Source organism: Streptomyces sp. NPDC059740, assembly GCF_042733155.1.
In the GTDB taxonomy this organism is placed as follows: domain Bacteria; phylum Actinomycetota; class Actinomycetes; order Streptomycetales; family Streptomycetaceae; genus Streptomyces.
This window is the reverse complement of sequence record NZ_JBHWGP010000034.1, coordinates 30,143-55,776: the sequence shown is the minus strand read 5'-3', so window position 1 is coordinate 55,776 and position 25,634 is coordinate 30,143. Positions and strand designations below refer to the sequence as shown.

General features: G+C 74.2%; 22 protein-coding genes. 15 read left to right on the top strand and 7 right to left on the bottom strand.

Features of this window, described 5'->3' with window-relative positions; genetic code table 11:
• Window positions 1–33 precede the first annotated feature (33 nt).
• The 9 genes from cysC to ACFV3R_RS28140 all read left to right on the top strand — a co-directional run bounded on the left by cysC (window position 34) and on the right by ACFV3R_RS28140 (window position 7,602).
• A complete protein-coding gene (cysC, locus tag ACFV3R_RS28180; RefSeq protein WP_385588974.1) occupies window positions 34–582 on the top strand; it encodes an adenylyl-sulfate kinase in 549 nt (182 codons plus the stop codon).
• A complete protein-coding gene (cysD, locus tag ACFV3R_RS28175; protein ID WP_385588972.1) occupies window positions 579–1,529 on the top strand; it encodes a sulfate adenylyltransferase subunit CysD in 951 nt (316 codons plus the stop codon). The genes cysC and cysD overlap by 4 nt, the downstream gene beginning before the upstream one ends.
• A 2-nt stretch (window positions 1,530–1,531) precedes the next feature.
• Window positions 1,532–2,884 (top strand): sulfate adenylyltransferase subunit 1, encoded by a 1,353-nt coding sequence (locus tag ACFV3R_RS28170; protein ID WP_385588970.1) that lies wholly within the window; start codon window positions 1,532–1,534, stop codon window positions 2,882–2,884.
• A gap of 2 nt (window positions 2,885–2,886) precedes the next feature.
• On the top strand, window positions 2,887–3,123 hold the full coding sequence (locus ACFV3R_RS28165; RefSeq protein WP_385589012.1) for a hypothetical protein: 237 nt from the start codon (window positions 2,887–2,889) through the stop codon (window positions 3,121–3,123).
• A gap of 74 nt (window positions 3,124–3,197) precedes the next feature.
• Complete coding sequence (locus tag ACFV3R_RS28160; protein WP_385588968.1) at window positions 3,198–4,301, top strand: aliphatic sulfonate ABC transporter substrate-binding protein; 1,104 nt, start codon at window positions 3,198–3,200, stop codon at window positions 4,299–4,301.
• 43 nt (window positions 4,302–4,344) lie between these two features.
• Entirely contained in the window at window positions 4,345–5,154 is an 810-nt protein-coding gene (locus tag ACFV3R_RS28155; protein WP_385588966.1) for an ABC transporter ATP-binding protein, read from the top strand.
• On the top strand, window positions 5,141–6,130 hold the full coding sequence (locus ACFV3R_RS28150) for an ABC transporter permease (RefSeq protein ID WP_385588964.1): 990 nt from the start codon (window positions 5,141–5,143) through the stop codon (window positions 6,128–6,130). Before ACFV3R_RS28155 ends, ACFV3R_RS28150 begins: the two co-directional genes overlap by 14 nt.
• Before the next feature lie 34 nt (window positions 6,131–6,164).
• Window positions 6,165–6,929, top strand: coding sequence for a sirohydrochlorin chelatase (locus tag ACFV3R_RS28145; protein ID WP_385588962.1), 765 nt, complete (start codon window positions 6,165–6,167; stop codon window positions 6,927–6,929).
• A 106-nt stretch (window positions 6,930–7,035) separates the two neighbouring features.
• Window positions 7,036–7,602 carry a TetR/AcrR family transcriptional regulator gene (locus tag ACFV3R_RS28140; RefSeq protein WP_385588960.1) on the top strand — a complete coding sequence of 189 codons (567 nt, stop codon included), beginning with the start codon at window positions 7,036–7,038 and terminating at the stop codon, window positions 7,600–7,602.
• 58 nt (window positions 7,603–7,660) lie between these two features.
• Here the strand turns inward: ACFV3R_RS28140 and ACFV3R_RS28135 are convergent, their stop codons facing one another.
• On the bottom strand, window positions 7,661–8,647 hold the full coding sequence (locus ACFV3R_RS28135; RefSeq protein ID WP_385588958.1) for a GlxA family transcriptional regulator: 987 nt from the start codon (window positions 8,645–8,647) through the stop codon (window positions 7,661–7,663).
• A gap of 70 nt (window positions 8,648–8,717) precedes the next feature.
• Here ACFV3R_RS28135 and ACFV3R_RS28130 point away from each other — a divergent pair, with 70 nt between their 5' ends.
• Both ACFV3R_RS28130 and ACFV3R_RS28125 read left to right on the top strand, forming a co-directional pair.
• Window positions 8,718–10,034, top strand: coding sequence for an MFS transporter (locus ACFV3R_RS28130; RefSeq protein WP_385588956.1), 1,317 nt, complete (start codon window positions 8,718–8,720; stop codon window positions 10,032–10,034).
• Between the two features lie 383 nt (window positions 10,035–10,417).
• Window positions 10,418–11,113, top strand: coding sequence for a CAP domain-containing protein (locus ACFV3R_RS28125; protein WP_385588954.1), 696 nt, complete (start codon window positions 10,418–10,420; stop codon window positions 11,111–11,113).
• 253 nt (window positions 11,114–11,366) lie between these two features.
• On the opposite strand, the gene mgt is transcribed toward ACFV3R_RS28125, so the two are convergent.
• The 5 genes from mgt to ACFV3R_RS28100 form a co-directional block, all read right to left on the bottom strand.
• The gene (mgt, locus tag ACFV3R_RS28120; RefSeq protein ID WP_385588952.1) at window positions 11,367–12,566 is read right to left on the bottom strand and encodes a macrolide-inactivating glycosyltransferase; all 1,200 of its coding nucleotides are present in this window, start codon (window positions 12,564–12,566) and stop codon (window positions 11,367–11,369) included.
• A gap of 271 nt (window positions 12,567–12,837) precedes the next feature.
• Entirely contained in the window at window positions 12,838–12,966 is a 129-nt protein-coding gene (locus ACFV3R_RS28115; protein ID WP_385588950.1) for a hypothetical protein, read from the bottom strand.
• A gap of 69 nt (window positions 12,967–13,035) precedes the next feature.
• Window positions 13,036–14,307 carry an ABC transporter substrate-binding protein gene (locus tag ACFV3R_RS28110; RefSeq protein WP_385589004.1) on the bottom strand — a complete coding sequence of 424 codons (1,272 nt, stop codon included), beginning with the start codon at window positions 14,305–14,307 and terminating at the stop codon, window positions 13,036–13,038.
• 110 nt (window positions 14,308–14,417) lie between these two features.
• Window positions 14,418–15,215, bottom strand: a complete 798-nt coding sequence (locus tag ACFV3R_RS28105) for a carbohydrate ABC transporter permease (protein ID WP_385589002.1) — start codon at window positions 15,213–15,215, stop codon at window positions 14,418–14,420.
• Between the two features lie 119 nt (window positions 15,216–15,334).
• Window positions 15,335–16,297, bottom strand: coding sequence for a carbohydrate ABC transporter permease (locus tag ACFV3R_RS28100; protein WP_385588948.1), 963 nt, complete (start codon window positions 16,295–16,297; stop codon window positions 15,335–15,337).
• 303 nt (window positions 16,298–16,600) lie between these two features.
• Between ACFV3R_RS28100 and ACFV3R_RS28095 the strand changes: the two genes are divergently transcribed.
• Window positions 16,601–17,497: an aminoglycoside phosphotransferase family protein gene (locus tag ACFV3R_RS28095; RefSeq protein ID WP_385588946.1), complete on the top strand. Its 897-nt coding sequence runs from the start codon at window positions 16,601–16,603 to the stop codon at window positions 17,495–17,497.
• Between the two features lie 121 nt (window positions 17,498–17,618).
• A complete protein-coding gene (locus ACFV3R_RS28090) occupies window positions 17,619–18,851 on the top strand; it encodes a serine hydrolase domain-containing protein (RefSeq protein WP_385588944.1) in 1,233 nt (410 codons plus the stop codon).
• A gap of 81 nt (window positions 18,852–18,932) precedes the next feature.
• On the opposite strand, the gene ACFV3R_RS28085 is transcribed toward ACFV3R_RS28090, so the two are convergent.
• Window positions 18,933–20,174: an SAV2148 family HEPN domain-containing protein gene (locus tag ACFV3R_RS28085; RefSeq protein ID WP_385588942.1), complete on the bottom strand. Its 1,242-nt coding sequence runs from the start codon at window positions 20,172–20,174 to the stop codon at window positions 18,933–18,935.
• A gap of 534 nt (window positions 20,175–20,708) precedes the next feature.
• Between ACFV3R_RS28085 and glgX the strand changes: the two genes are divergently transcribed.
• Window positions 20,709–22,868 (top strand): glycogen debranching protein GlgX, encoded by a 2,160-nt coding sequence (gene glgX, locus ACFV3R_RS28080; protein WP_385588940.1) that lies wholly within the window; start codon window positions 20,709–20,711, stop codon window positions 22,866–22,868.
• A gap of 68 nt (window positions 22,869–22,936) precedes the next feature.
• A complete protein-coding gene (gene treY, locus ACFV3R_RS28075; protein ID WP_385588938.1) occupies window positions 22,937–25,531 on the top strand; it encodes a malto-oligosyltrehalose synthase in 2,595 nt (864 codons plus the stop codon).
• Window positions 25,532–25,634 lie beyond the last annotated feature (103 nt).

Sequence of the window (25,634 nt, the reverse complement as noted above, 5' to 3'; positions counted from 1 at the left end):
CAGACCTTCGAACCGGAAGGCCGGGAGGCCACGATGACGATTGAGACGGGCGCCACCGTGTGGCTCACCGGCCTGCCGAGCGCGGGAAAGACCACACTTGCGCACGCTCTCGCCGAGCGGCTGCGCGCCGAGCGGCCGGAGCGAAGAGTGGAGGTGCTGGACGGCGACGAGATCCGCACCTTCCTCTCCGCCGGGCTCGGCTTCTCCCGCGAGGACCGCGACACCAACGTCCAGCGCATCGGCTTCGTCGCCGAACTCCTCGCCAGCAACGGCGTGCTGGCGCTGGTCCCGGTGATCGCGCCGTACGCCGACAGCCGCGAGGCGGTGCGCAAGCGTCACCAGAGCGAGGGCACCGGCTACCTGGAGGTCCACGTGGCCACCCCGGTCGAGGTGTGCTCCGAGCGGGACGTGAAGGGCCTGTACGCCAAGCAGGCGGCAGGCGAGATATCGGGGCTGACCGGCGTCGACGACCCGTACGAGGTCCCCGACTCGCCCGACCTGCGGATCGAGTCGCACACCCAGACGGTGGGGGAGTCCGTGCAGGCGCTGCACACGCTGCTGAACGAGAGGGGTCTGGCATGACGACCGCGGCCACCCGGCACGAGACCGGTTCCGGTGCCGGTGACGAGAGCCCCTACGCGCTCTCCCACCTCGACGCGCTGGAGTCGGAGGCCGTCCACATCTTCCGCGAGGTGGCGGGGGAGTTCGAACGCCCGGTGATCCTGTTCTCCGGCGGCAAGGACTCCATCGTCATGCTGCACCTGGCGCTGAAGGCGTTCGCCCCCGCGGCGGTGCCCTTCTCGCTGCTCCACGTCGACACCGGCCACAACTTCCCCGAGGTGCTGGAGTACCGCGACCGCACGGTCGAGCAGCACGGGCTGCGGCTGCACGTGGCCTCGGTGCAGGAGTTCATCGACCGCGGCGAGCTGCGCGAGCGGCCCGACGGCACCCGCAACCCGCTGCAGACCGTCCCGCTGCTCCACGCCATCGAGGCCAACCGCTTCGACGCGGTGTTCGGCGGCGGCCGGCGCGACGAGGAGAAGGCCCGCGCCAAGGAGCGGGTGTTCTCGCTGCGCGACGAGTTCGGCGGCTGGGACCCGCGCCGGCAGCGCCCGGAGCTGTGGCAGCTCTACAACGGCCGCCACTCCCCCGGCGAGCACGTGCGCGTCTTCCCGCTGTCCAACTGGACCGAGCTGGACGTCTGGCAGTACATCGAGCGTGAGGGCATCGAGCTGCCCGCCATCTACTACGCCCACGAGCGCGAGGTGTTCGCGCGCAACGGCATGTGGCTCTCGCCCGGCGGCTGGGGCGGCCCGAAGGACGGCGAGCAGCTGGAGAAGCGCCTGGTGCGGTACCGCACCGTGGGCGACATGTCCTGCACCGGCGCCGTCGACTCCGACGCCGCCACCATCGAGGCCGTGATCACGGAGATCGCGGCGTCCCGGCTGACCGAACGCGGCGCCACCCGGGCCGACGACAAGATGTCGGAAGCCGCCATGGAGGACCGCAAGCGCGAGGGGTACTTCTAACCATGACGACGACCGCGATCGAGGCGACCGCGACCTCGCTGCTGCGCTTCGCGACGGCCGGGTCGGTGGACGACGGGAAGTCCACCCTGGTGGGCCGCCTGCTGCACGACTCCAAGTCCGTCCTCACCGACCAGTTGGAGGCCGTCGAGCGCGCCTCCACCGCCCGCGGCCAGGAGGCACCGGACCTGGCGCTGCTCACCGACGGCCTGCGGGCCGAGCGTGAACAGGGCATCACCATCGACGTGGCGTACCGCTACTTCGCCACGCCCCGGCGGCGGTTCATCCTCGCCGACACCCCCGGGCACGTGCAGTACACCCGCAACATGGTCACCGGCGCCTCCACCGCCGAACTGGCCGTGGTGCTGGTCGACGCACGCAACGGCGTGGTGGAGCAGACCCGCCGGCACGCCGCGGTCGCCGCCCTGCTGCGCGTCCCGCACGTGGTGCTGGCCGTCAACAAGATGGACCTCGTCGACTACGCCGAGCCCGTCTTCGCCGCCATCGCCGAGGAGTTCACCGCCTACGCGGCCTCCCTGGGCGTCCCGGAGATCACCGCCATCCCCATCTCGGCGCTGGCCGGCGACAACGTGGTGACGGCCTCGGCCAACATGAGCTGGTACGGCGGACCGACCGTGCTGGAGCACCTGGAGACGGTCCCGGTCAGCCACGACCTGACCGACTGCCCGGCCCGCTTCCCGGTGCAGTACGTCATCCGGCCGCAGACCCCCGAACTCCCCGACTACCGCGGCTACGCGGGCCAGATCGCCTCCGGCGTACTGCGCGTCGGCGAGGAGGTCACCGTCCTGCCGTCCGGCCGCACCAGCCGCATCGAGGCCATCGAGGCGCTCGGCCAGGACGTGGACGTGGCGTGGGCGCCCCAGTCGGTGACGGTCCGCCTCGCCGACGACCTGGACGTCTCCCGCGGTGACCTGATCGCCCAGTCGGCCACCGCGCCCACGCCCACCCAGGACGTGCGGGCGACCGTCTGCCACGTGGCGGACCAGCCGCTCAAGGTGGGCTCGCGGGTGCTGCTGAAGCACACCACGCGCACCGTCAAGGCCATCGTCAAGGAGATCCCGTCCCGGCTGACGCTGGACGACCTCTCCCAGCACCCCTCCCCCGGTGAGCTGGTGGCCAACGACATCGGGCGGGTCGTGCTGCGCACCGCCGAGCCGCTGGCGGTGGACGCCTACGCCGATTCCCGGCGCACCGGCTCCTTCCTGCTCATCGACCCCTCCGACGGTCTGACGCTGACCGCCGGCATGGCGGGCGACGCCTTCGCGGAGGCCGCCCAGGCGACCGCGGCCGCCGGTCACGGCACCGGCGCCGACGACGAGGACGGCTGGGACTTCTAGCCATGGCTGCCCGGGACGTCACGAGCGCGCACACCGGTGCGCCGACCGCACGGCTGCGTGCGGCGCGGTGCCCGGTGCACCTCACGCGTGCCCTGGACGTCTTCGCCACCTTCGCCAAGGAGGGCGGCCGCATCGGCAGCGGGCGGCTCGGCAGCGGACAGGGCGGGGTGGGGCGATGTGTGCGCTTCCCGGCACACCCCACCGCACCCCGTACCACCCCCGCACGTCCCGCCCGGTAGTCCACCGGGCGGCGCCACCCAGCCGTCCGGCCCGCGTGAGCGCGGTGTCCGGCCCTGCGAGAGGACCCCCTCCCGTGTCCGCTGCACCCACCCGTCTGCTGGCCGCCGTACTGGCCGTGCCCCTCCTGGCCGGTGCCCTCGGCGCCTGCGGCTACGGCTCACAGGCCAAGAAGCAGGAGCGGCCCAAGGTCGCCGCCAGGGGCGCGAGGACCGACGGTCTCTCCGCCGTCCGCATCGGCTACTTCGCCAACGTCACCCACGCCACACCGCTGGTGGGCCAGTACGAGGGCCTGTTCCAGAAGGAACTGGGCGGCACGAAGGTCAAGCCGTACGTCTTCAACGCCGGTCCCTCCGAGATCGAGGCGCTCAACGCCGGCACCATCGACATCGGCTGGCTCGGCCCCTCCCCGGCCGTCAACGGCTACACCCAGGCCGGCGGCCGGAACCTGCGCATCATCGGCGGTTCGGCCTCCGGCGGCGTGTCGCTCGTCGTCGACCCGAAGAAGATCCACAGCCTGAAGGACCTCAAGGGCAAGCGGATCGCCACCCCGCAGCTCGGCAACACCCAGGACGTGGCGCTGCTGAACTACCTGTCCGAGAAGGGCTGGAAGGTCGACGCCCAGACCGGCAAGGGCGAGGTGTCGGTGCTCCGGCAGGACAACAAGGAGATACCGGCCACGTTCCAGCAGGGCGGGGTGGACGGCGCCTGGGTGCCCGAGCCGACCGCGTCGAAGCTGGTCGCCGAGGGCGGCAAGCGGCTGCTGAACGAGAAGGACCTGTGGAAGGACGGCAGGTTCGTCATCACCAACATCGTCGTCCGCCAGCAGTTCCTCAAGGAGCACCCGAAGGTCGTGGAGGCGGTGCTGCGCGGCTCGGTCGCCACCAACGCCTTCATCAGGAGCCATCCCGACCAGGCGAAGAAGGCGCTCAACTCCCAGCTCCAGCAGGACGGCGGCAGTGCGCTGCCGCAGAACGTGCTCGACCCGGCCTTCGCCGCCGTCGACGTCAGCGACGACCCGTACGCCGCGACGCTGCGCGAGGAGGCGCAGCACGCGGTGAAGGCGGGCCTGCTGAAGAAGCCGAAGCTGAGCGGCATCTACGACCTGACGCTGCTGAACCGGGTGCTGCGCAGCGAGGGCCGGCCGACCGTCGACGACGCCGGTCTCGGCGTCAAGTGACCTTGAGGCCCCTTACGAGTCCGGTTCCCTGGAGGTGACACCGATGACGACCACCACGCTGCCCCCGCAGCCCGCGTCCGCCGCCACTGGCACGGACGGCGCGACCGTCCCGGCCGCCCGCATCGACCACGTCTCGAAGTCGTTCGGCCGTGCCGGAGCCCTCACCCAGGTGCTCGACGACGTCAGCGTCGACGTGGCGCCGGGCGAGTTCGTGTGCCTCCTGGGCGCCTCCGGCTGCGGGAAGTCCACGCTGCTGAACCTGGTGGCCGGTCTGGACCGGCCGACGTCCGGGACCATCGAGGTGCCCGGCAGCCGGCCGGCGCTGATGTTCCAGGAGCACGCCCTCTTCCCCTGGCTGACGGCGGGCAAGAACATCGAACTGGCCCTGCGCATGCGGGGCGTGCCCCGAGGTGAGCGGCGCGCGGAGGCCGAGCGGCTGCTGGAGCTGGTACGGCTGAAGGGGGCCCACGGCAAGCGGGTCCACGAGCTCTCCGGCGGCATGCGCCAGCGGGTGGCCATGGCCAGGGCGCTGGCGCAGGACAGCGGTGTGCTGCTGATGGACGAGCCGTTCGCCGCGCTCGACGCCATCACGCGGGACGTGCTCCACGACGAGCTGACCCGGGTGTGGGCCGAGACGGGCCTGTCCGTCCTCTTCGTCACCCACAACGTGCGCGAGGCGGTGCGGCTGGGACAGCGCGTGGTGCTGATGTCCTCCCGCCCGGGGCGCGTCGCCCGGGAGTGGACGGTGGACCTGCCGCAGCCGCGCCGCATCGAGGACACCGCGGTCGCCGAACTGTCCGTCGAGATCACCGAGCAGCTCCGAGGGGAGATCCGCCGCCATGGCCAGCACTGACACGCCGGTCACCCCCGCCGAGGCGGAGGGGACCGCACCGGCCGGCGGCGAGAGCGCCCGGGCACCGGTCAGCACGGAGAAGAAGACCCGGCAGGGCGCCGGGGCCGGCCCCGGGGCGGCCGACACGGAGGGCCTGAACGCCGGGCTCGACGCGCTGGAGTCCGCCGTCCCGCAGCGCGCCCCGCTGCTGCGCACGCTGGCCGCGAAGGCGCTGCCGCCGCTGATCGCCGTGGCGATCGTCCTGGCGTGCTGGCAGGCGGCCTACCACTTCCAGGTCAAGCCGCACTACCAGCTTCCCGGCCCCGCCGACGTGGGGCGGGCGCTGCAGGAGAAGTGGCTGGAGGGCACGCTGCTCTCCTACGTGTGGCAGAGCGTCTCGCGCGGCGCCCTGGGCTTCGCCGTCGCCCTGGTCATCGGCACGCCGCTGGGGCTGCTGGTGGCGCGGGTGCGGCCGGTGCGGGCGGCCATCGGGCCGATCCTGTCGGGGTTGCAGTCGCTGCCCTCGGTGGCCTGGGTACCGGCCGCCATCATCTGGTTCGGCATCACCGACGCCACGATCTACGCCGTGGTGCTGCTCGGGGCGGTGCCCTCCATCGCCAACGGGCTGGTCTCGGGGGTGGACCAGGTGCCGCCGCTGTTCCTGCGCGCCGGACGTACCCTGGGGGCGACGGGCCTGTCGGGGGTGCGGCACGTGCTGCTGCCGGCCGCGCTGCCGGGGTACCTGGCCGGCCTGAAGCAGGGCTGGGCGTTCTCCTGGCGGTCGCTGATGGCCGCCGAGCTGATCGCCACCTCGCCCGACCTGGGCGCCGGGCTCGGACAGCTGCTGGACCAGGGCCGGGTCAACTCCGACATGTCCCTGGTGCTGGCGGCGATCGTGCTGATCCTCGTCGTCGGCGTCGGCATCGAGCTGCTGGTCTTCGCCCCCGTCGAACGCCGGGTGCTGCGTGGCCGCGGCCTGCTCGCCACGGCTCGCTGAGCCAGGACCGGTCAAGGAACCCACAGGACCCGCCATGCACCCTCCTTCCTCCCCCACCCTCGTGGTCATCGCCCACGGCAGCCGTGACCCGCGGCACGCGGCGACCGTCACCGCCCTGTGCGAGCGGGTCCGGGCCGACCGTCCGGGCCTGCGGGTGGAGCCGTGCTACCTCGACTTCCAGACGCCGGGTGTGGAGCGGCTGCTGGAGCGGCTTGCCGCCGAGGGCGTCCGGGAGGTGGTGGCGCTGCCGCTGCTGCTGACCCGCGCCTTCCACGCCAAGACCGACATCCCCGCCGTGCTGGGACGCGCCGGGGCGCGGCTGCCGCGGCTGTCGGTGCGGATGGCCGACGTCCTGGGCCCGTCGCCGCTGCTGACGGCGGGCCTGGAGCGGCGGCTGCACGAGGCCGGGCTGCACCCCGGCGACCATGCCTCGACCGGGGTCGTGCTGGCCTCGGCGGGCTCCTCAGACCCGGAGGCGATCGCGGCGATCGCCCACACCGCGCGGGAGTGGCGGCGTACCTCCAGATGGTGCGCCGTGCGACCCGCGTTCGCCTCCGCGTCCCTCCCGCGCACGGCTGAGGCCGTGCGCGGGTTGCGGGCTTCGGGGGTGCGGCGCGTGGTCGTCGCCCCCTATGTTCTGGCGCCGGGCCGGCTGCCCGACCGCATCGCCGCCGGCGCCCGGGAGGCCGGCGCCGACCTCCTGGCCGAGGTCCTGGGTCCGAGCCCGGAGCTGGCGCGCCTGGTGGGGTTGCGGTACGACGAGGCGTGGGCGGCGCCCGAGCTGCGGCTGAGCGCCTGATCCGGGCGGTTGCCAAAGGCGTCGGCGAGAGGTGACGCCTCCGGCCCGCCGTCCCGGCCCGCGCCGGAGTTCACCCCTGTACCTACCGGTATGTAGGCTCTGTGCTGTGGACACCGCGCAGCGACTGATCGAGAGCACCCGGGAACTCCTGTGGGAGCGGGGGTACGTCGGCACCAGCCCCAAGGCCATCCAGCAGCGTTCCGGGGTCGGCCAGGGCAGCATGTACCACCACTTCGAGGGCAAGCCCGCCCTCGCCCTCGCCGCCCTGGAAGCCACCGCCCAGGAGATGCGGGCCGCCGCGGAGGCCCAGTTCGCCGCCGAGGGGACGGCCGTGCAGCGGATCACCTCCTATCTGCGGCGCGAGCGGGAGGTGCTGCGGGGCTGTCCCGTCGGGCGGCTGACCCAGGACCCGGACGTCATGGCTGACCCGGTGCTGCGCCGGCCCGTCCAGGAGACCTTCGGCTGGTTGCGCGAGCGGATCGCCCAGGTTTTGCGGCAGGGCGTGGAGCGCGGTGAGCTCAGCCGCCGGCTCGACCCCGCGACGACCGCCTCGACCGTCGTGGCCGTCCTTCAGGGCGGTTACGTCCTGGCGCGTGCCGCGGAGTCCCCCGCCCCGTTCGACGAGGCGGTGGACGGAGTGCTCGCGCTGCTCGCCGCCCAGGCGGTGCGGTAGGCACCGGCAAGGGCCGCGGCCCGTCCGCTCCGGGTGGCCCGACGCCCTGCACGCGGTCTCACTCCGCGCCCCGGAAGGTGTTGCGGTAGGCGCGCGGTGAGACGCCCAGCACCTCGCGGAAGTGCTGACGCATCGCGGTCCCGGTTCCGAAACCGGCCCGGGCCGCGACCTGGTCCACGGGCTCGTCCGTGCGTTCCAGCAGGCGGCGGGCGTAGTCCAGACGCTGCCGGGCCAGCCACTGCATCGGGGACACCCCGGTCTCCTGCCGGAACCTGCGGGTCAGCGTGCGCACGCTCGTCGAGGTTCGGCGTGCCAGGTCCGCCAGGGTGAGGGCCTCCCCCAGGTGCTCCAGCGCCCAGGCGCGGGCGGCGGCGGTGGCACTGCCCTCGGGCTCCGGCACGGGCTGTCGTATGTACTGGGCCTGTCCGCCCTCCCGGTGCGGTGGGACGACCGTGTTGCGGGCGACGGTGTTCGCGACCTCGGCGCCGTGGTCGCTGCGGATCATGTGCAGGCACAGGTCGATCCCGGCGGCGACCCCCGCCGAGGTCAGTACCCGTCGGTCGTCGGTGTACAGCACGTCGGGGTCGACGTCGATCTCCGGGTACAGCGCGGCGAGTTCGGCACACGACTTCCAGTGCGTCGTCGCCCGCCGCCCCGCCAGCAGCCCGGCCGCCGCCAGCACGAACGAGCCGGTGCAGATGGACGCCAGCCGCGCCCCGGCCGGCACCTGCTCCAGGGCGGTGCGCACCGACGGGTCCAACCGCCCGCGCCGCTGGGGCCGGTAGTCCTCGACGGCGGCGGGCACGACCACCGTGTCCGCGTCCTGCAACGCCTCCGGTCCCGCTGCGACGCTGACGGTGAAGTCCGCGTCCGTGGCGATCTCACCGGGCTCGGGGGCGCAGGTCACCACCGAGTACAGGGCCTGCCCCAGGGGGTCCACCGCGGTTCCGAACAGCCGGTGCACGATGCCGAGTTCCATCGGGAGCAGGCCCGGGCGCACCAGGACCGCCACCCGGTGCACGGACTGGTCACTCACTGCGGTCATGGCCGGATTCTTTCACTACCTGTCTGTCCGGCCAGTGGTCCGGGTGCACCGCCCGCCCAACGATGAGGACATGCACGTCACGACCGTTCGTCTCAAGTGGAAGTCCCCGCACCGCGCCTGGTGGGTGGCGGCCGTCACCGCGCTGGCGATCGTCGTCGCCGGAGCCTTCTCGACCGCGCCCGGCATCCTCCAGAACCCCCTGCGCCAGGAGTTCACCTGGTCACGCGGCTCGATCGGGCTGGCCTCCTCGCTCAACATGGTCCTCTACGGCCTCACGGCCCCCTACGCCGCCGCGCTGATGGACCGGTTCGGCATACGCCGGGTCGTCCTCGCGGCCCTGGGTGCCGTCGCCGTGGGGGCGGTTCTCACCACGACCGTGCACGCCGCCTGGCAGTTCACGCTCTACTGGGGCTTCCTGGTCGGTCTGGGCACCGGTTCCCTGTCGATGACGCTGGGCACCACCGTCACCCAGCGCTGGTTCGTCCACCGCCGCGGCCTGGTCACCGGCGTCCTCTCCGCCGGCAGCGTCCTGGGGCAGATGGTGTTCCTGCCCGCCCTGTCGTGGACGGTCGACCACCACGGCTGGCGGCCCGCGCTGGTCAGCCTCGCCCTCGCCGCCCTGGCGGTGACACCGCTGGTCGCCCTCACGCTGCACGACCACCCCGCCGGCCTGGGCCGGCGCCCCTACGGGAGCAAGGTCTTCGTCCCCCGTCCGGCGCCGGTGCCGGGCGCCGCCCGCCGCACGGTGGCCGTCCTGCGCGCAGCCGCCCGCACCGGGCCGTTCTGGCTCCTCGCCGGGGCGTTCGCCATCTGCGGGGCGTCCACCAACGGCATCATGTGGACCCATTTCGCGCCGGCCGCCCACGATCACGGCATGCCGGTCACCACCGCCTCCTCGCTGCTGGCGGCCATCGGCGTCTTCAACGTGGTCGGCACGGTCCTCTCCGGCTGGCTCACCGACCGCGTGGACGCCCGCCGGCTGCTGGCCGTCTGCTTCGTGCTGCGCGGCCTGCTGCTGGCCGGCCTGCCACTGATCATGACCGCCACCGTGGGCCCGCCCATGATGGCCTTCGTGGTCCTCTTCGGTCTGCTCGACCTGGCGACCGTGCCGCCGGTCGTCGCGCTGTGCCGGGCCTTCTACGGGGAGGACGCCGCGCTGGTGTTCGGCTGGGCCGGCGCCGCGCACCAGGTCGGCGCCGCGCTGGCCTCCTTCCTCGGCGGCGCCGCCCGCGACGCGCTGGGCAGTTACGGCCCGGTCTGGCTGGTCCTGGGTGCGGCCTGCGCCGCCGCCGCGGTGCTGTCCCTGGTGGTGCCTCCGGCCGGCCCGGCCACCGCGCCGGCCGCCCCGAAGGCTCCGGCTTCGGTGGCGACGGCATGCCGGGGGTGAGGGGGCCGTCCGGGCAACCGCCCACGCCCCTCCCGTCACCGGCGGGCACCGCACCGCTGATCGCCCAGTCCGATCTCCACCCCGCCGGATCGGTGAGGCGGGAAGCAGGGCGGTGGCAACTGAGGGGCGGGGCCCGACGCCCGCGCAGCGCGCCTGAGCCTCGCCGCTCGGGTCGGAAACGCACAGGAACGCACGATCCCGTGACCTCTGCTCGGCTTACCCGCCCGACGCCCGCGCAGCGCCCGGGGAGCGCGGGCCTGGATGTCCGGGCTGGACCGGTTGGCCCTTTCCGGTGAGCCTCCGCGGCAACCGGCCGCCGTTGCCGCACCCCCGGGTAGGCAATCGCCCGGGGAAGGTCGACGTGACAGGGAGCGGAGGGTGACATGACGGCCACCAGGGGCACCGGACAAGGCAGAGCCGGGGCCGCGAGGCGCATCGCCGCGTGCCTGCTGGCGGCGGGGACGCTGCTCGGCGCCGGCAGCGTGGCGGCGGCGCACGGGGATGCCTCCTCGGTTCTCCCGGCGGCGTCCGAACCGGGCCCGCCGGACGGATGGCACCTGAGCCCGCCGTCCTTCACCCTCCGTCCGCTGCCCGACCTGGCGCAGTCGCCTCCGCTGTGGCACTCCCCCTGGCAGCCCGCCCACCGCAACCCGCCCGCGGCCCACCGGCGACCGGCGCACCGCAGGACCGCTCTGCGCGAGGCGCCGGCCACGGTCGTCCGCCTGGTCAACCGGGAACGGGCCCACGCCCACTGCGGCCCGGTCCGTGTCGACGCCACGCTGGCCAGGGCCGCACAGCGGCACAGCAAGGCGATGGCCCGCGCCCACTCCCTCTCCCACAACCGGCCCGAACACACTGCACCGGGCCGCCGGGTGGCCGCGGCGGGCTACCGGTGGCACCGGGTGGGCGAGAACGTGGCGCGCGGACAGGACCGCGCCGGCGACGTGGTGCGCGTCTGGATGGCCAGCACCGAGCACCGGGCGACCGTGTTGACCTGCGCCTACCGGGACGCCGGTGTCGGGGTCAGCACCGGGAGCGGCGGCCCCTGGTGGACGCTGCTCCTCGCCAGCCACCGCTGAACCCCCCGCCCGGCCCGCCGGACGGGAAGCCCCCGGGCGTACCCGGCCGCGCAGTTGCGGGAAACGGCTCGGCATCCGGTCGGGCAGGGCCGTGGCGGTAGGCACTGCCTGCTTCGGCTACCGGCGCTTAAATGCCACCTCACGACATGGTTCGTGATCTGTTTGGCCTTCTGTCCCCGAGCGGCCGGTACACGGGCCGGATAGGCGGGGGTGGCGCGGCCGGGGCGGTCCTCGTCCGCCCCGGCCGGCCTTGTCAGACGCGCGGCAGGCGCTGTTCCACCAGGTCGGCCGCCCGGCGGGTGCCGCCCTCGGACTGCACCTGAGCGGCCAGTTCCCGGGCGCGGGCGGCCACTTCGGGATCGCCGGCGAGCGCGAGCACCGCCTCGCGCAGCGCGGCGGCCGTGGCCTCCTCCTTGGGCAGGTGCCGGGCGACGCCGAGTTCCTGGAGCACCGCGGCGTTGCCGAACTGGTCGACGGCCTGCGGGACGGCGACCATGGGCGTGGCGGTGGCCAGTCCCTCCTGGCTGCCGCCGGCCCCCGCGTGGGTGACGAACACGTCGGCCTCCTTGAGCACGGCGAGCTGCGGCACCCAGGACCGCACCTCGAAGTGCGCGGGTACCTGCCCGAGTTCCTCGGGGCGCACGTGGCGGCCGATCTGCAGGACCACGTGCCAGTCGGGCAGGTCGCGGAAGGCCTCGACGCAGGCCCGGTAGAACTCCGGCTGCCTGGTCCACGTCGAGCCCAGCGAGACCAGCAGGACCTTCTCCGCGCCGGCGGGCCGCGTCCAAGTGCCCTGAGCGCTGCGGTCCCCCTGGCAGGCCCCGACGAAGGTGTAGCGGCCGGGGTCGACGCGGTCGGCGTGGGGCTGGAGCGCCCGGGGGATGAGGACGAGGCTGTGGTCGGGGCGGCCGGAGAAGTGGTCGGGGTCCATCTCCAGGCCGTTGTCCGACAGCCACTGCGTGAAGCGGGCGTAGTAGGCGGCGCCCCGTTCCGTCGCCCGGATGGGGTCCATCATGGGTTTGCCGACCTCCTCCTCGTAGCCCTCCCAGGCCACGAGGTTGGGGGAGAGCTGGAGGAAGGGGACCTGCCAGCGGTGGGCGAGGACCCGCGCCGGGTAGGCGGTGATGTCGGCGAGGACCAGGTCGGGCCGGTCGTCCTGGTAGGCGGCGGAGAGCTGCGGCAGCGCCTGCACGGCGTCGGCCAGGAAGAGCTCCAGGTAGTCGATGGTCTCCGATCCCCACTCCTCCGGCCGGTCGCCGGTGGGCAGGGTGGAGTGCCAGGCCTTCACCTCGGCGCCGGTGGCGGCGACGAGGTCGGCCAAGGCCGGCGGGACGGCGTAGGTCACGCGGTGGCCGCGGGCGACGAGCTCGCGGATCACCTCCAGGCTCGGGTTGACGTGACCGTGTGCGGCGATGCTGAACATCGCGATGTGGGCAGGCTTGCGCGTCGGCATGTGGCTTCTTTCGAGTTCGTCGAAGGGTGGGGACGTATCGCCCACACGTCCGGCGACAGCAGCTCACCGCGGGGTCCTCAGGGCACCGCTCCTCAGGGACGGCACGGTCCGCGACCCCCTCGGCAACGGTGCGTCAGGGGTGGAGGTGCGTGCGGCACACCGAAGGGCTGCGCCACCGGCCTCGGACACCGGGGTCCGGGACGGGGGGCGCCGCTCGACGGGGCGGTACGGACGCCCGTGGCGGGGCCCGGTCCGAGGAGGAGGGCGGGAACTACGCGGCGGCGGTCACCGGGGTGGAGACGGGGGTGACCGCTCGGAGCCGACGGGCGGGCAGGGTGCGGCCGGAGCGGTCGAAGACCACCGGGCCCGCAGCGCCCTGCGCGCTGGAGGAGAAGCACATGCCGTCATCCTCACCGACGCCGGACCGCACCCGCAACCGCTTTACCGTACCGGCGCCCGGGCCGCCCCTTCACCGCTGGTACCTGGCCAGCACCCGGTTCCCGTCCTCGACGAGGCGGCGCCGCAGCTCGCCGAGGCCCACGGCGCCGCTGTAGTACTCCTGGAGGCCCGGGGTGGCGACCTTGTCCTTCCACTCGGCGTAGCCGCGCACCGCCTGGGCCGGTGCCGCGTGCAGCGTCGGTGCCAGGGCGGTGCCCGTCGCCCAGTGGTACCGGGAGGTGTGCAGGCGCGGGTCGCGCAGCGCGGTGGTGCCGGTGGGCAGCATCCAGTCGCCCAGCGCGAGGCGGACCATGCTCGGCGGGGAGAGGAGGAAGTCGACGAACTCCATCGCCGCCTCCTTGTGGCGGCAGGTCTCGGCGACCGAGAGGGTCTGCGGGCTGACGCCCTGGCCGGGGCCGGACCCCGCCGGGGAGGGCAGCACTGTCCAGTCGAAGTCCTTCGGGGCCTGCTGGACGATCTGCTGGCGGTAGGAGAAGCCCAGCGGCACCATGGCGTAGCGGCCGGCGAAGAACGCGGGCAGGGTGTCCGAGCCGCTCATCCCCAGCGCGGTGCGCGAGGCGGTGCGGTCCACGGTGATCTGGTCGTGGACCACTCGGGCCACCTGGGAGTCGGCGGAGTCGAACCGCACCTGCCAGTCGCCGCCCTCGCCGGCGTAGAAGACGCGTCCGCCGGTGGACAGGGCGAGGTTGAGGGTGAGGGAGACCGGCTCCTTGAGCGGCCAGGCCATGCCGTGGCGCCCGTGCCCGGTCAGCCGCCGGGTCGCGGCCTCGAACTCCGGCCAGCTCCACGGGTGTGCGGGCGTCGGCTCGTCGACCCCGGCGGCGTGCAGCAGGGCCCGGTTGGCCAGCAGGACGCGGGGTTCCTGGAGGAAGGGCACGCCGTGGACCCGGCCGGCGAAGGTGCCGGTCCGCCAGCTCGCCTCGGGGATGTCGGCGCGCAGCCGGTCCGAGCGCAGGTCGGTCAGGTCGGCGAGGTAGCCGCCGTAGGCGAAGTCGGCAAGGTCGTCGGAGGCGTCGTGGATGACGTCGGGTGCCTCGCCGCCCTCGAAGGCGGTCAGCAGCTGGTCGTGGACGGTGTCCCAGGAGCCCTGGACGTACTCGACCCGGACCGTGCGGTGGCGTGCGTTCCACTCCTGGACGAGCCGTTTGTTGGCCTCGACCGACTCCTGCTGCCAGGCCAGCGACTGGAACCGCAGGGTGACCGCGCCCCTGGCGCCACGCTGCCGGCCGGTGCCGGAGCAGCCGGCCAGCAGCCCCGCGGCGGGGAGGGCGGCGGCGGCCAGGACGGTGCGGCGGGAGGGGGCGGGGGCAGTGGCGGGAGCCGCCGCGGTGGTGGTGCCGCCGCCCGTCGTGCCGTCCTGGCCGCCGGTCTCGCGGTCGGTGTCCGTGCCCCTCACGCCTTCACCGCCCCCGCGAGCATGCCGTCGGTGATCCGGCGCTGGATGACGGCGAAGAGCACCAGAGCGGGGAGGGTGGCCAGCAGGGCCGCGGCGGCCAGCGGGCCGAGGTCGGGGGTGCCGCCGGCGCCGATGAAGTGGGTGAGCACCACCGGGAGGGTCTGCTCGTCCGGGGACTTGAGGAGGACGAGGGCGAAGAAGAACTCGTTCCAGGCGGTGAGGAAGGCGAAGAGCGTGGTGGCGACGATGCCGGGGGCCAGGAGCGGCGCGATGACCGAGACCAGTACGCGCAGGCGGCCCGCGCCGTCCACGGCCGCCGCCTCCTCCAGCTCCCGCGGCACCGCGCGGACGTAACCGGTCAGCATCCACAGCGCGAACGGCAGGGACCACACCACGTAGACCATGACCAGCCCGGCCCGGGAGTCGACCAGGCCCCAGGACTTCAGCAGCAGGAACAGCGGGATGATCAGGACGACCAGCGGGAACGCCTGGCTGACCACCACCCAGGCCGAGGCGGCGCGGGTCAGCCGGGTGCGGCGGCGTGCCAGCACGTACGCCAGCGGCGTGGCGATCACCACCGCCACCACCGCGCAGGCCGCGGCGGTCAGCAGGCTGTTGCCGGCCGACCTCAGCAGCGGCTGCTCCCGCAGGGCCTGCCGGAAGTTGTCCAGCGTGGGGTGGTCGGGGATCCAGGTGGGGTGCAGCCGCGCCAGTTCGCGGGGCGGCTTGAAGGCCGTGGAGACCAGCCACAGGAACGGGAAGGCGAGGAAGGCCGTGTAGGCCAGCAGCGCCAGGTACTGGCCGGCGCGTCCGGCGGCCCGGCGGGCGGGCCGCCGGGGGCGGCGGCGGGCGGGGGCGCCGGCGGGCGGGGGGTGCGCTGCAGGGGTGAGGGGCTCGCAGGCCGGGGTGGTCGTCACCGCTCCTCCACCCGGTAGGTCCGGTCGCCACGCAGCCGGGCGGCGAGGAACACGCCGAGCAGGACCGCGACGACGGCGACCAGGACCATGCCCATGGCGGCGGCATAGCCGAACTGGCCGTAGCGGAACGCCTCCTCGTAGGCGAAGAGCATCGGCAGCCGGGTACGGCCGCCGGGACCGCCGTCGGTGAGGACGTAGACCAGCGCGAAGGAGTTGGCGTTCCAGATGAAGTTGAGGGCGGTGATGGCCAGGGCCACCGGGCGCACCGCGGGCCAGGTGACGGTGGTGAAGCGCCGCCAGGCTCCGGCGCCGTCCACGGTGGCGGCCTCTCGCAGCTCACCGGGGACGTTCTGCAGGCCGGCCAGGAGCGCCACCGTGGTCTGCGGCATGCCGGCCCACACGCCCACCACGATGACGGCGGGCAGCGCGGTGCCCAGTCCGCTCAGCCAGTCCCGGCCGTCCTCCAGTCCCAGGAGGTGGCTGAGGCCCAGGCGGCGCAGCGTCTCGTTGAGCACCCCGGCGTCGGGGTGGTAGACCAGCCGCCACATCACGCCGACGACGACCTCCGGCATCGCCCACGGCACGATCGCCAGGACGCGGACCAGCCAGCGCAGCCGCAGCCGTTGGGTCAGGAGCAGCGCGAGGCCCAGGGAGAGCAGGAACTGCGGGACGGTGACGCCCACGGCCCACACCATGCCGATGCGGAAGGACTCCCAGAACAGGGAGTCGTGCAGCAGGTCGGCGAAGTTGAGTACGCCGACGAAGTGGGTGGGCGCGGTGCGGCCGGACTGGGCGTCGGTGAACGCCAGTGACATGCCGTAGAGCAGCGGTCCGACGCTCAGCACCAGGATGGGCAGGACGGCGGGCAGCACCAGGAACCAGGTCCCCGTGGACCGCCCGCCCCCTTCGGGCCGGCGGCCCTGGCCGGGCGGCCGGCCCGTCGCGGTCGCGAGGCTCAACTCCACTCCCCTTTTCTCCGCGCGGCCCGGGGCAGGTGCCCGCGAGGGGGCCGCGCGCCCCCGTCGGCTGCCGAACAGCCGCCGTCATCGTCGTGACCTGGGCGACTCCCGTCAAGCGCCGCGACGGCCGGTGTCCGGGATGGCCGCATTGTCGGGTAGGCCGTGTGTTCCCGGCCGCCGCCGCAAGTGCCCCGCGCCCGGTGGGAGACTGTTCCCGGCTGCCGGCGCGACCGGGCCTTGGGTGCCGGTGCCGGCAGCCGCGGCAGCACCGTCGAAACCTGTCACCGAGGAGCGGCTTCCACCATGAGCGAGGCGCAGACCACCCCCTTCACCGAGGCGCGGGCCCGTGCCGTGCTGGCCGTCGCGGGGCGCCCCGACGTCGCCGCCGACGCACGGCTGCTGGCGCTGGGCGAGAACGCCGTGTTCGCGGTGGGCGAGTCCGGTCCGGTGGTGCGGGTGGGGCGGGACGCGGAGTTGCTGCCGCGTGCCCGCCGGGAGGTGGCGGTGGCGGCCTGGCTGGAGCAGGAGGGCGTGCCGGCGGTGCGGGCCGCGGAACCGGAGGCGGTGCTGGTGGACGGCCACCCGGTGACCTACTGGCAGCGGCTGCCGGAGGCGGTGCGCCCCGCGGCGCCCGCGGACCTCGCCGGGTTGCTGCGCCGCGTCCACGCGCTGCCCAAGCCGCCGCCCGGGCCCTCGTTGCCGCGGCGCGACCTGCTGGGCGGGGTGGAGCGCTGGCTGCGACTGGCGGGGGACGCGGTTTCGGCGGCGGACGCCGAGTACCTGCGGGGCCGCCGGGACGCCTACGCCGCCGCCGCGACCGCGCTCGAACCGCACCTGCCGCCGGGGCCCGTCCACGGTGACGCGCTCACCCGCAACGTGCACGTCGGCCCCGACGGCCCGGTCCTGGTGGACCTGGAGACCTTCGCCGACGACCTGCGCGAGCACGACCTGGTGGTGATGGCGCTCAGCCGGGACCGCTACGGCCTGCCGGAGGCGGAGTACGCCGCGTTCGTCGAGGTCTACGGCTGGGACGTGCGGGACTGGGCGGGCTGCGCGGTGCTGCGCGGTGCGCGGGAGACGGCGAGCTGCGCCTGGGTCGCCCAGCACGCGCCGGGCAACCCGGCGGCAGCGGCCGAGTTCCGGCGGCGGGTGGCCTCGCTGCGCGAGGGGGACGCGGCGGTGCGCTGGTACCCGTTCTGAGTCCGCGGCCCGCTCCCCCACCCGCCGGCGCCGATCGGGTCTTGCCCCGGGCCGCGTCGGCGTGCTGGTCTTCGGGCGGTGGCGAGGGCCGCCGCCGGACGTTTCCAGGAGGCGAGTGGACGTGACGGAGTTCGGGGTGGACGCGGAGGCCGCGGAGCTGGGTTTCGACCCGGAGCGGCTGACCCGGATCGACACCCGTCTGAAGGCCTGGGTGGACGCGGGGCAACTGCCGGGGTGGCTGGTGGCGGTCGGCCGGGCAGGGCGGACGGTGCACCTGTCGACGTACGGCCACCGGGACGTCGAGGCGGGCGCGCCGGTGGGTGTCGACACACTGTGGCGCCTGTACTCCATGACCAAGCCGGTGACCAGCGTCGCAGCGATGATGCTGTACGAGGAGGGGCGCCTCGCCCTCACCGATCCGGTCAGCGACTACATACCCGCCTTCGCCGAGGTGCAGGTGTTCGACGGCGGCAACGCGACGCGGCCCCGCACCGTCCCGGCGGCCGAACCGGTCACCGTGTGGCACCTGCTGACCCACACCGCGGGCCTGACCTACGGCTTCCACCGCGCGCACCCGGTCGACGAGATGTACCGCGCGGCGGGGTTCGAGTGGGCGCACCCCAAGGGCTTCGACCTGGCGGACAGCTGCGAGGCGTGGGCCCGCATCCCGCTGCTCTTCCAGCCGGGTGCGGAGTGGAACTACTCGGTGGCCACCGACGTGCTGGGCCGGGTGGTGGAGGTCGTCTCCGGCATGCGGCTCGACGACTTCCTGCGCACCCGGATCCTCCAGCCGCTGGGCATGCACGAGACCGACTTCCACGTCCCGGAGGACCGGGCCGAGCGGCTGGCCACGCTGTACGGGGCCGGGCCGGACGGCCGCGCGCAGCTCCTGCCGGGCATGGGGCGGGTGGCGAACCGTCCGCCGCACCACCTCTCCGGCGGCGGCGGGCTGGTGGGCACCGCGGCCGACTACGACCGTTTCACCCGCATGCTGCTGGGCCGGGGCCAACTCGACGGGGTGCGCCTGCTGGGGTCGCGGACGGTGGACTACATGGCCCGCAACCACCTGCCGGGCGGCGCCGACCTGGGCAGTTTCGGCCGTCCGCTGTTCGCCGAGGCCTCGCCCGAGGCGCACGGCTTCGGGCTGGGCTTCTCGGTGGTGCAGGACCCGGCGGCGCTGCGGGGGCTGGGTTCGGCCGGCGAGTTCGCCTGGGGCGGGGCGGCCTCCACGCTGTTCTGGGTCGACCCGGTGGAGGAGATCACGGTGCTCTTCCTCACCCAGCTGCTGCCCGCGGGGACGCTGCCGCTGCGCTCCGTCCTGCGGGGGCTGGTGCAGCAGGCTCTGGTGGACTGAGGCGTCCGCGCGCCACGGCCACCCGGCTGATCCGCGCGCAACTCCCGGGCCGGGGGACGGCGGGGCCGTCCCCCGGGGTCCTCAGGAGACCGGGCGGGCGTCGGCCCAGACCTGCTCGAACTCCTCCCGGTAGGTCTGGAACAGACCGCTCTCCTGGTCGCCGGGTCCGGTGACGACCTCCCGCCGGCTGCCGCGCAGCACCAGCACCGGGGACTCGATGCCGCGGCTGCGCCGCAGGTAGGACTGGACGACGGCGAGGCCGTCGGGCCCGTCGCCGTCCACCAGGTAGGCGGTGAACCGGGGGGTCTCGTCGAAGACCTGGATCTCGAAGGCGCCGGGGTCGCGCAGTCCGGCACGGACCCTGCGCATGTGGCGGATGTTCATCTCCACCGACCGGCTCAGCTCGCTCTTGCGCAGCCCCAGTTCCCGCTCACGGCGGCGTACCGCGCTGGAGGCCGGGTTGAGGAAGAGCAGGCGCACCCGGCAGCCGGACTCGGCCAGCCGCACCAGTCGGCGGCCCGAGTAGTTCTGCACCAGCAGGTTCAGTCCTATGCCCACGGCGTCGAGCCGGCGCGCGCCGCCGAAGAGGTCCTCGGCGGGGAGCTGGCGCTGGAGGCGCACCCGGTCGGGGTGGACCCCGACGACGTCGGCGTAGCGGTCGCCGACGAGGTCCTCGACGGCGTCGCCCGGCAGCCGGCCCGTCCCCCGGCCGCCGCCCCCGGCGCCGAGCAGGGCCAGCAGCCGGGCGGAGGCGCGTTCGGCCTGGGCCAGCACCGTCTCGGAGAGCGCCCGGTTGCGGGAGACGACGTTGCGCGCCACCTCCAGCTCGTCCAGCGCCAGCTCCACGTCGCGGCGGTCCTCGACGTAGGGCTCGAAGCACGGCCAGTGCTGCACCATCAGCTCGCGCAGCTGCGGCAGCGTCAGGAAGCTGACGATGTTGTCGTCGGCGGGGTCCAGCAGGTAGCCCTTGCGGCGACTGACCTCGCGCACCGCCACCGCCCGCTGCACCCACTCCTGCCCGGTGTGGCCGGCCGCCGCCACGACCCAGTCGTCGCCGTGCACCGGCTCGTAGATCGGTCGCAGCACCGCGGCGACCAGGGCCCGCATGCGCTGCTCGACGAGGTTCAGCCAGATGTAGGCGCGGCCGGCCCGGCGGACGCGGGTGCGCACCTCACTCCAGGCTGCCGCGTCCCAGTCCAGCTCGGTGCCGATCTCCATCGGCCGTGCGACGGACACCGCACCCGGCGGTGTGTCGAGGGGGCCGCCCTCGGGGACCTCCTGGTCCTCCTCACCCGGGGGCAACTCCAGCCCGCCCGAACTCACCCGTACACCGCCTTCCCTTCACCCCGTGTCAACGATCACCGCACCCTACTGCGCGTGTCGCGGCGGTGCGACCGGATGGCTCCCTTCCCTGGGCGGCGGCGGGTCATCCGCAGGTGGTTGTGCGCGTTCTGTGAGGGCATCCGGCCCGTGCGAGCGGCGCGAACCCGCACCGGCCGCGTGCGGCGTGCCCGCGCGCCCCCTGGGCGGGCGAGGGGACGGGCGCACGGTTGACGCGGGCCGCGGCGGGCGGTTCACCGCAACGGCGGCACGACGGGCCCCGGGGCGGGAAGATGACGGGCGGTGGGCCGCCGCTGTCGGATACTGCCCCCGGGGCCGTACGCGTGCCACGGGGCCGCGCCGGCGGGTCCCGGGTGGGCGCGTGGCTCCCGCGGCCGCGGTGCGCCGCGAGGTCCGGTTCCGATTCTTGCGTCAAAGAGGCACGGTCGGGTGCGAGTTGGGGAAGGATGCGGTGCGGCCCCCGCACGCCGTGACGATCCGTGGCGGTTGCCCCTCGAGAAGTGGAAGAGTCGACGTATGCAGGTCTGGCCAGGACGGGCGTACCCCCTCGGTGCCACGTACGACGGGGCGGGTACCAACTTCGCGGTGTTCTCCGAGGCGGCGTACCGCATCGAGCTGTGTCTGCTGCACGACGACGGGTCGGAGACGGCCGTCGAACTGCGCGAGTCCGACGCCTTCGTGCGCCACGCCTACCTGCCCGGGATCATGCCGGGTCAGCGCTACGGCTTCCGGGCGCACGGCCCCTACGAGCCGGGCGCCGGCCACCGGTGCAACTCGGCGAAGCTGCTGCTGGACCCCTACGCGCGGGCGGTGAGCGGCAGCATCGACTGGGACGAGGCGGTCTACGGGTACCGGTTCGGCCGGCCCGAGGTGCGCAACGACCTCGACTCGGCGCCGCACACCATGACCTCCGTGGTGGTCAACCCCTACTTCGACTGGGGCGACGACCGGCCGCCGCACACCGACTACCACGAGACGGTGCTCTACGAGGCGCACGTCAAGGGCCTGACGATGCTCCACCCGGAGCTGCCCCGGGACCTGCGCGGCACCTACGCGGCGCTGGCCCACCCGGCGATCATCGACCACCTCACCCGGCTCGGCGTGACGGCCCTGGAACTCATGCCCGTACACCAGTTCGTCAACGACCACCGGCTGGTGGACGCGGGCCTGACGAACTACTGGGGCTACAACACCATCGGCTTCTTCGCCCCGCACAACGCCTACGCCTCCTGGGGCGACCGCGGCGAGCAGGTGCTGGAGTTCAAGTCCGCGGTGCGGGCCCTGCACCAGGCGGGCATCGAGGTCATCCTGGACGTGGTCTACAACCACACCGCGGAGGGCAACCACCTGGGGCCCACGCTCTCCTTCCGCGGCCTGGACAACGCCTCCTACTACCGGCTCACCGACGACCCCGCGTACTACATGGACACCACGGGCACCGGCAACTCGCTGCTCATGCGGAGCCCCCACGTCCTCCAGCTGATCATGGACTCGCTGCGGTACTGGGTGACCGAGATGCACGTGGACGGCTTCCGCTTCGACCTCGCGGCGACGCTGGCCCGCCAGTTCCACGAGGTCGACCGGCTGTCCTCGTTCTTCGACCTGGTCCAGCAGGACCCGGTGGTCTCCCAGGTGAAGCTGATCGCCGAGCCCTGGGACGTCGGCGAGGGCGGCTACCAGGTCGGCAACTTCCCGCCGCTGTGGACGGAGTGGAACGGCCGCTACCGCGACACCGTCCGCGACCTGTGGCGGGGCGAACCGGCGACGCTGGCCGAGTTCGGCTCCCGGCTGACGGGCTCCTCCGACCTCTACCAGGGTGACGGGCGCCGGCCGCTGGCCTCCATCAACTTCGTGACCTGCCACGACGGCTTCACCCTGCACGACCTCGTCGCCTACAACGACAAGCACAACGAGGCCAACGGCGAGGACAACCGGGACGGCGAGAGCTTCAACCGGTCCTGGAACTGCGGCGCCGAGGGGCCGACCGACGACCCGGGCGTGCTGGAGCTGCGCGCCCGGCAGATGCGCAACTTCGTGGCCACGCTCATGCTCTCCCAGGGCGTGCCGATGCTCAGCCACGGTGACGAGTTCGGCCGCACCCAGCAGGGCAACAACAACGCCTACTGCCAGGACAACGAGCTCTCCTGGGTGCACTGGCCGGTGGAGCCCGAGGCGGGCGGCGACCCGGCCGCCGAGGGGGCCGTCCAGCCGGGCCTGGACCGCGAAATGCTGGCCTTCACCCGCCAGATGGTCTGGCTGCGCCGCAACCACCCCGTCTTCCGGCGGCGCCGCTTCTTCCACGGCCGGCCGATGGAGGGCACCCACGACGAGCTCTCGGACATCTCGTGGTTCACCGCCGAGGGCGAGGAGATGCACAGGGACGACTGGGAGGCCGCCCACGCGAAGTCGCTGACGGTCTTCCTCAACGGCCACGCCATCTCCGAGCCGGGCGAACGCGGCGAGCGGATCTCCGACGACTCCTTCCTCCTGATGTTCAACGCGCACGAGGAGGAGCGGGAGTTCACGGTGCCCGTCGACCACGGCCGGCAGTGGCAGGCCGTGGTCGACACCGCCGACCCCAAGGCGGTACTGGCGGGCAGCGGCCAGAAGGTGCAGGCGGGGGACCGCCTCACGCTCGCCGCGCGCAGCCTGGTGGTCCTGCACCGGCCGTCCTGAGGCGTGCGGGTGCGCCCGGCGGCACAATCGCAGGAGAAGAGAGGCCGCCGGGCGGGTACGGATGAGCCATGACGCCCGACCGCAGCGCCTCCCGCCCCGCGGCACCCGCCTCGTCCGCCGCCCCGGCCACGCCACCGCCCGGTGCCCCGCCGACCGTTCCCACCTCCACCTACCGCCTCCAGGTCCAGCCCGGCTTCCCGTTCTCCGCCGCGCAGAAGGCCGTGCCCTACCTGGCCTCCCTCGGCGTCGGCCACCTCCACCTCTCCCCCGTGCTGGACACCGTGGCCGGGTCGCCGCACGGGTACGACGTGGTCGACCACGCGTTGATACGGCCGGAGCTGGGGGGCGAGGCGGGGCTGCGGGACCTGGCGCGGGTGGCGCGGGAGCACGGCATGGGGCTCGTCGTCGACATCGTGCCCAACCACATGGCCGTCCCCGCCCCCGAGTCCCGCAACGAGGCGCTCTGGCACGTGCTGCGCGAGGGCCCGCACTCCCCCTACGCCCGCTGGTTCGACGTGGACTGGGAGGAGGGCGGGCACGACGGCCGCATCCTGCTGCCGGTACTCGGCGGGCCGCTCGCCGCCGTCACCGGCGACCTGCGGGTGGAGCGCGACCGCGAGGACGGGAGCGCCGTCCTGCGCTACCACGACCACGTCCTCCCGGTCCGGCCCGGCACCGAGCACCTGGCGCTGCCCGCGCTGCTGGACGCCCAGTGGTACCGGCTGGCCTGGTGGCGGCTGGCCCGCACGGAGGGGAACTACCGGCGGTTCTTCACCATCAACGAGCTGATCGCGGTCCGGGTGGAGGACCCCGCGGTCTTCGCCGCCACCCACGCGACGCTGCTGCGCCTGGTGTCCGAGGGCGTCGTCACCGGGCTGCGGGTCGACCACCCCGACGGCCTCGCCGACCCCGGCGGCTACCTGCGGCGCCTGGCCGCGGCGACCGACGGGTGCTGGACGGTGGTGGAGAAGATCCTCACCGGCCCCGAGACGCTCCCGGCCGGCTGGCGTTGCGCGGGCACCACCGGCTACGACTCGCTGCGCCGCATCGACGCCCTCTTCGTCTGCCCGCTCGGCGCCGAGGAACTGGCCGCCGTCTACCGCGACCGGGTCGCACCGCTCGCCGACGCGGGCGGCGACTGGGAGGAGACGGTGGGCCGGGCCGCCCAGGAGGTGGTCAGGGGGGACCTCGCGGCGGAGGTGTCGCGGCTGGTGCGGACCGCCGTCCGGATCAGCTCCCGGGCCCCGCACCACGGCGACCACGCCCCCTGGACACTGCGGGCCGCCGTCGAGGAACTGCTGGTGCGGATGCCGGTGTACCGCCCCTACGCCGCGGACGCCGGCTGCCGGGAGCGGGACGCGGCGATGGTCTCGCGGGCCGCCGAGGAGGCCCGGGAGGCGCTCGGCGGGGAGGAGGCGGCGCGGGCGCTGGAGTTCGTCCGGGACCTGGTGGTCGGCGGTGACCCGGGCCGGGCACCGGGCGCCGGCGGCGACGCGGTGGACGGCCCCGGGGAGGCGGGCTGCGACTACGAGGAGTGGGACTTCCGCGCCCGGTTCGCCCAGGTGTCCTCGGCGCTGCGGGCCAAGTCGGTGGAGGACCGGGCGTTCTACCGGTACGTGCCGCTGCTGTCGGCCTGTGAGGTGGGCGGCGAGCCCGGCGAGCCCGCGCTGTCGGTGGACGCCTTCCACTCCCACTGCGCCCGCCTGCAACGCGACTGGCCGCTGACCGGCACGGTGCTCGCCACCCACGACACCAAGCGCAGCGCGGACGTCCGGGCCCGGATCGCGGTGCTGACGCAGGCACCCGAGCGCTGGCGGGCCGTGGTGGGCGGGCAGGCAAGCGCGGGGCCGGGGGGTGCGGTGCGAAGAGCGGAACCGGTGGAGCCCGGCCCCACGGACCTCACCGGGCCCGACCCGCAGGTCGCCTGGACGGCCTGGCAGACCGTCTTCGGGCTGGGGCGCCGCGACGCCGAGCGGGTGGTGCCGGCGGTACTGAAGGCGGTGCGCGAGGCCGGCCTGCACACCACCTGGACGGAGCCCGACCATGTCTGGGAGGAGGAGGTCGCCGACTACGTGCGCAGCGGCCCCTGCGGCGAGCCGGGCCGGGCGCTGACCGAACTCGCCGCGGAACTCGCCCCCCACGTGCGGGCCAACGTGCTGGGCGCCGCGCTGCTGCACCTGACGATGCCGGGCGTGCCCGACCTCTACCAGGGCTCGGAGCAGGTCCACGAGGCTCTGGTGGACCCCGACAACCGGGCCCCGGCACGCTTCTCGCCGGAGCTCCTGACCGACCTGGACGACGGGGCTCCGCCGGCCGGCCTGTCCGGCGAGAAGCTGCTGCTGACGGCGGCGGCCCTGCGGCTGCGCCGCCGCCGGCCGGAGTGGTTCGGCGCCGACGCCACCTACCGTCCGCTGTACGCCGAGGGGCCCGCGGCCGGACACTGCGTGGCCTTCGCGCGCAGCGGCCGGGCGGTCACCGTCGTCACCCGCCTCACGCTGCGTCTGGCCGAAGGCGGCGGGTGGCGCGGCACCCGGCTCACGCTGCCGACGGGCGGCCGGGCATGGCGGGAGGAGCTGACCGGGCGCCGGGTGCCGGGCCCGACCGTGGACCTCGCGGAACTCACCGCGCGGTACCCGGTGGCGCTGCTGGTGCGGGAGGAGTGAGGGCCGGGGCGGATCGGGCCGGGGTGCCGCGCGGCGCGGGGGTGGGTACGAACAGGGGTGGCCGCCACGCCCCGGTGGGCGGCGGCCGGATGTCCGGCGTGTC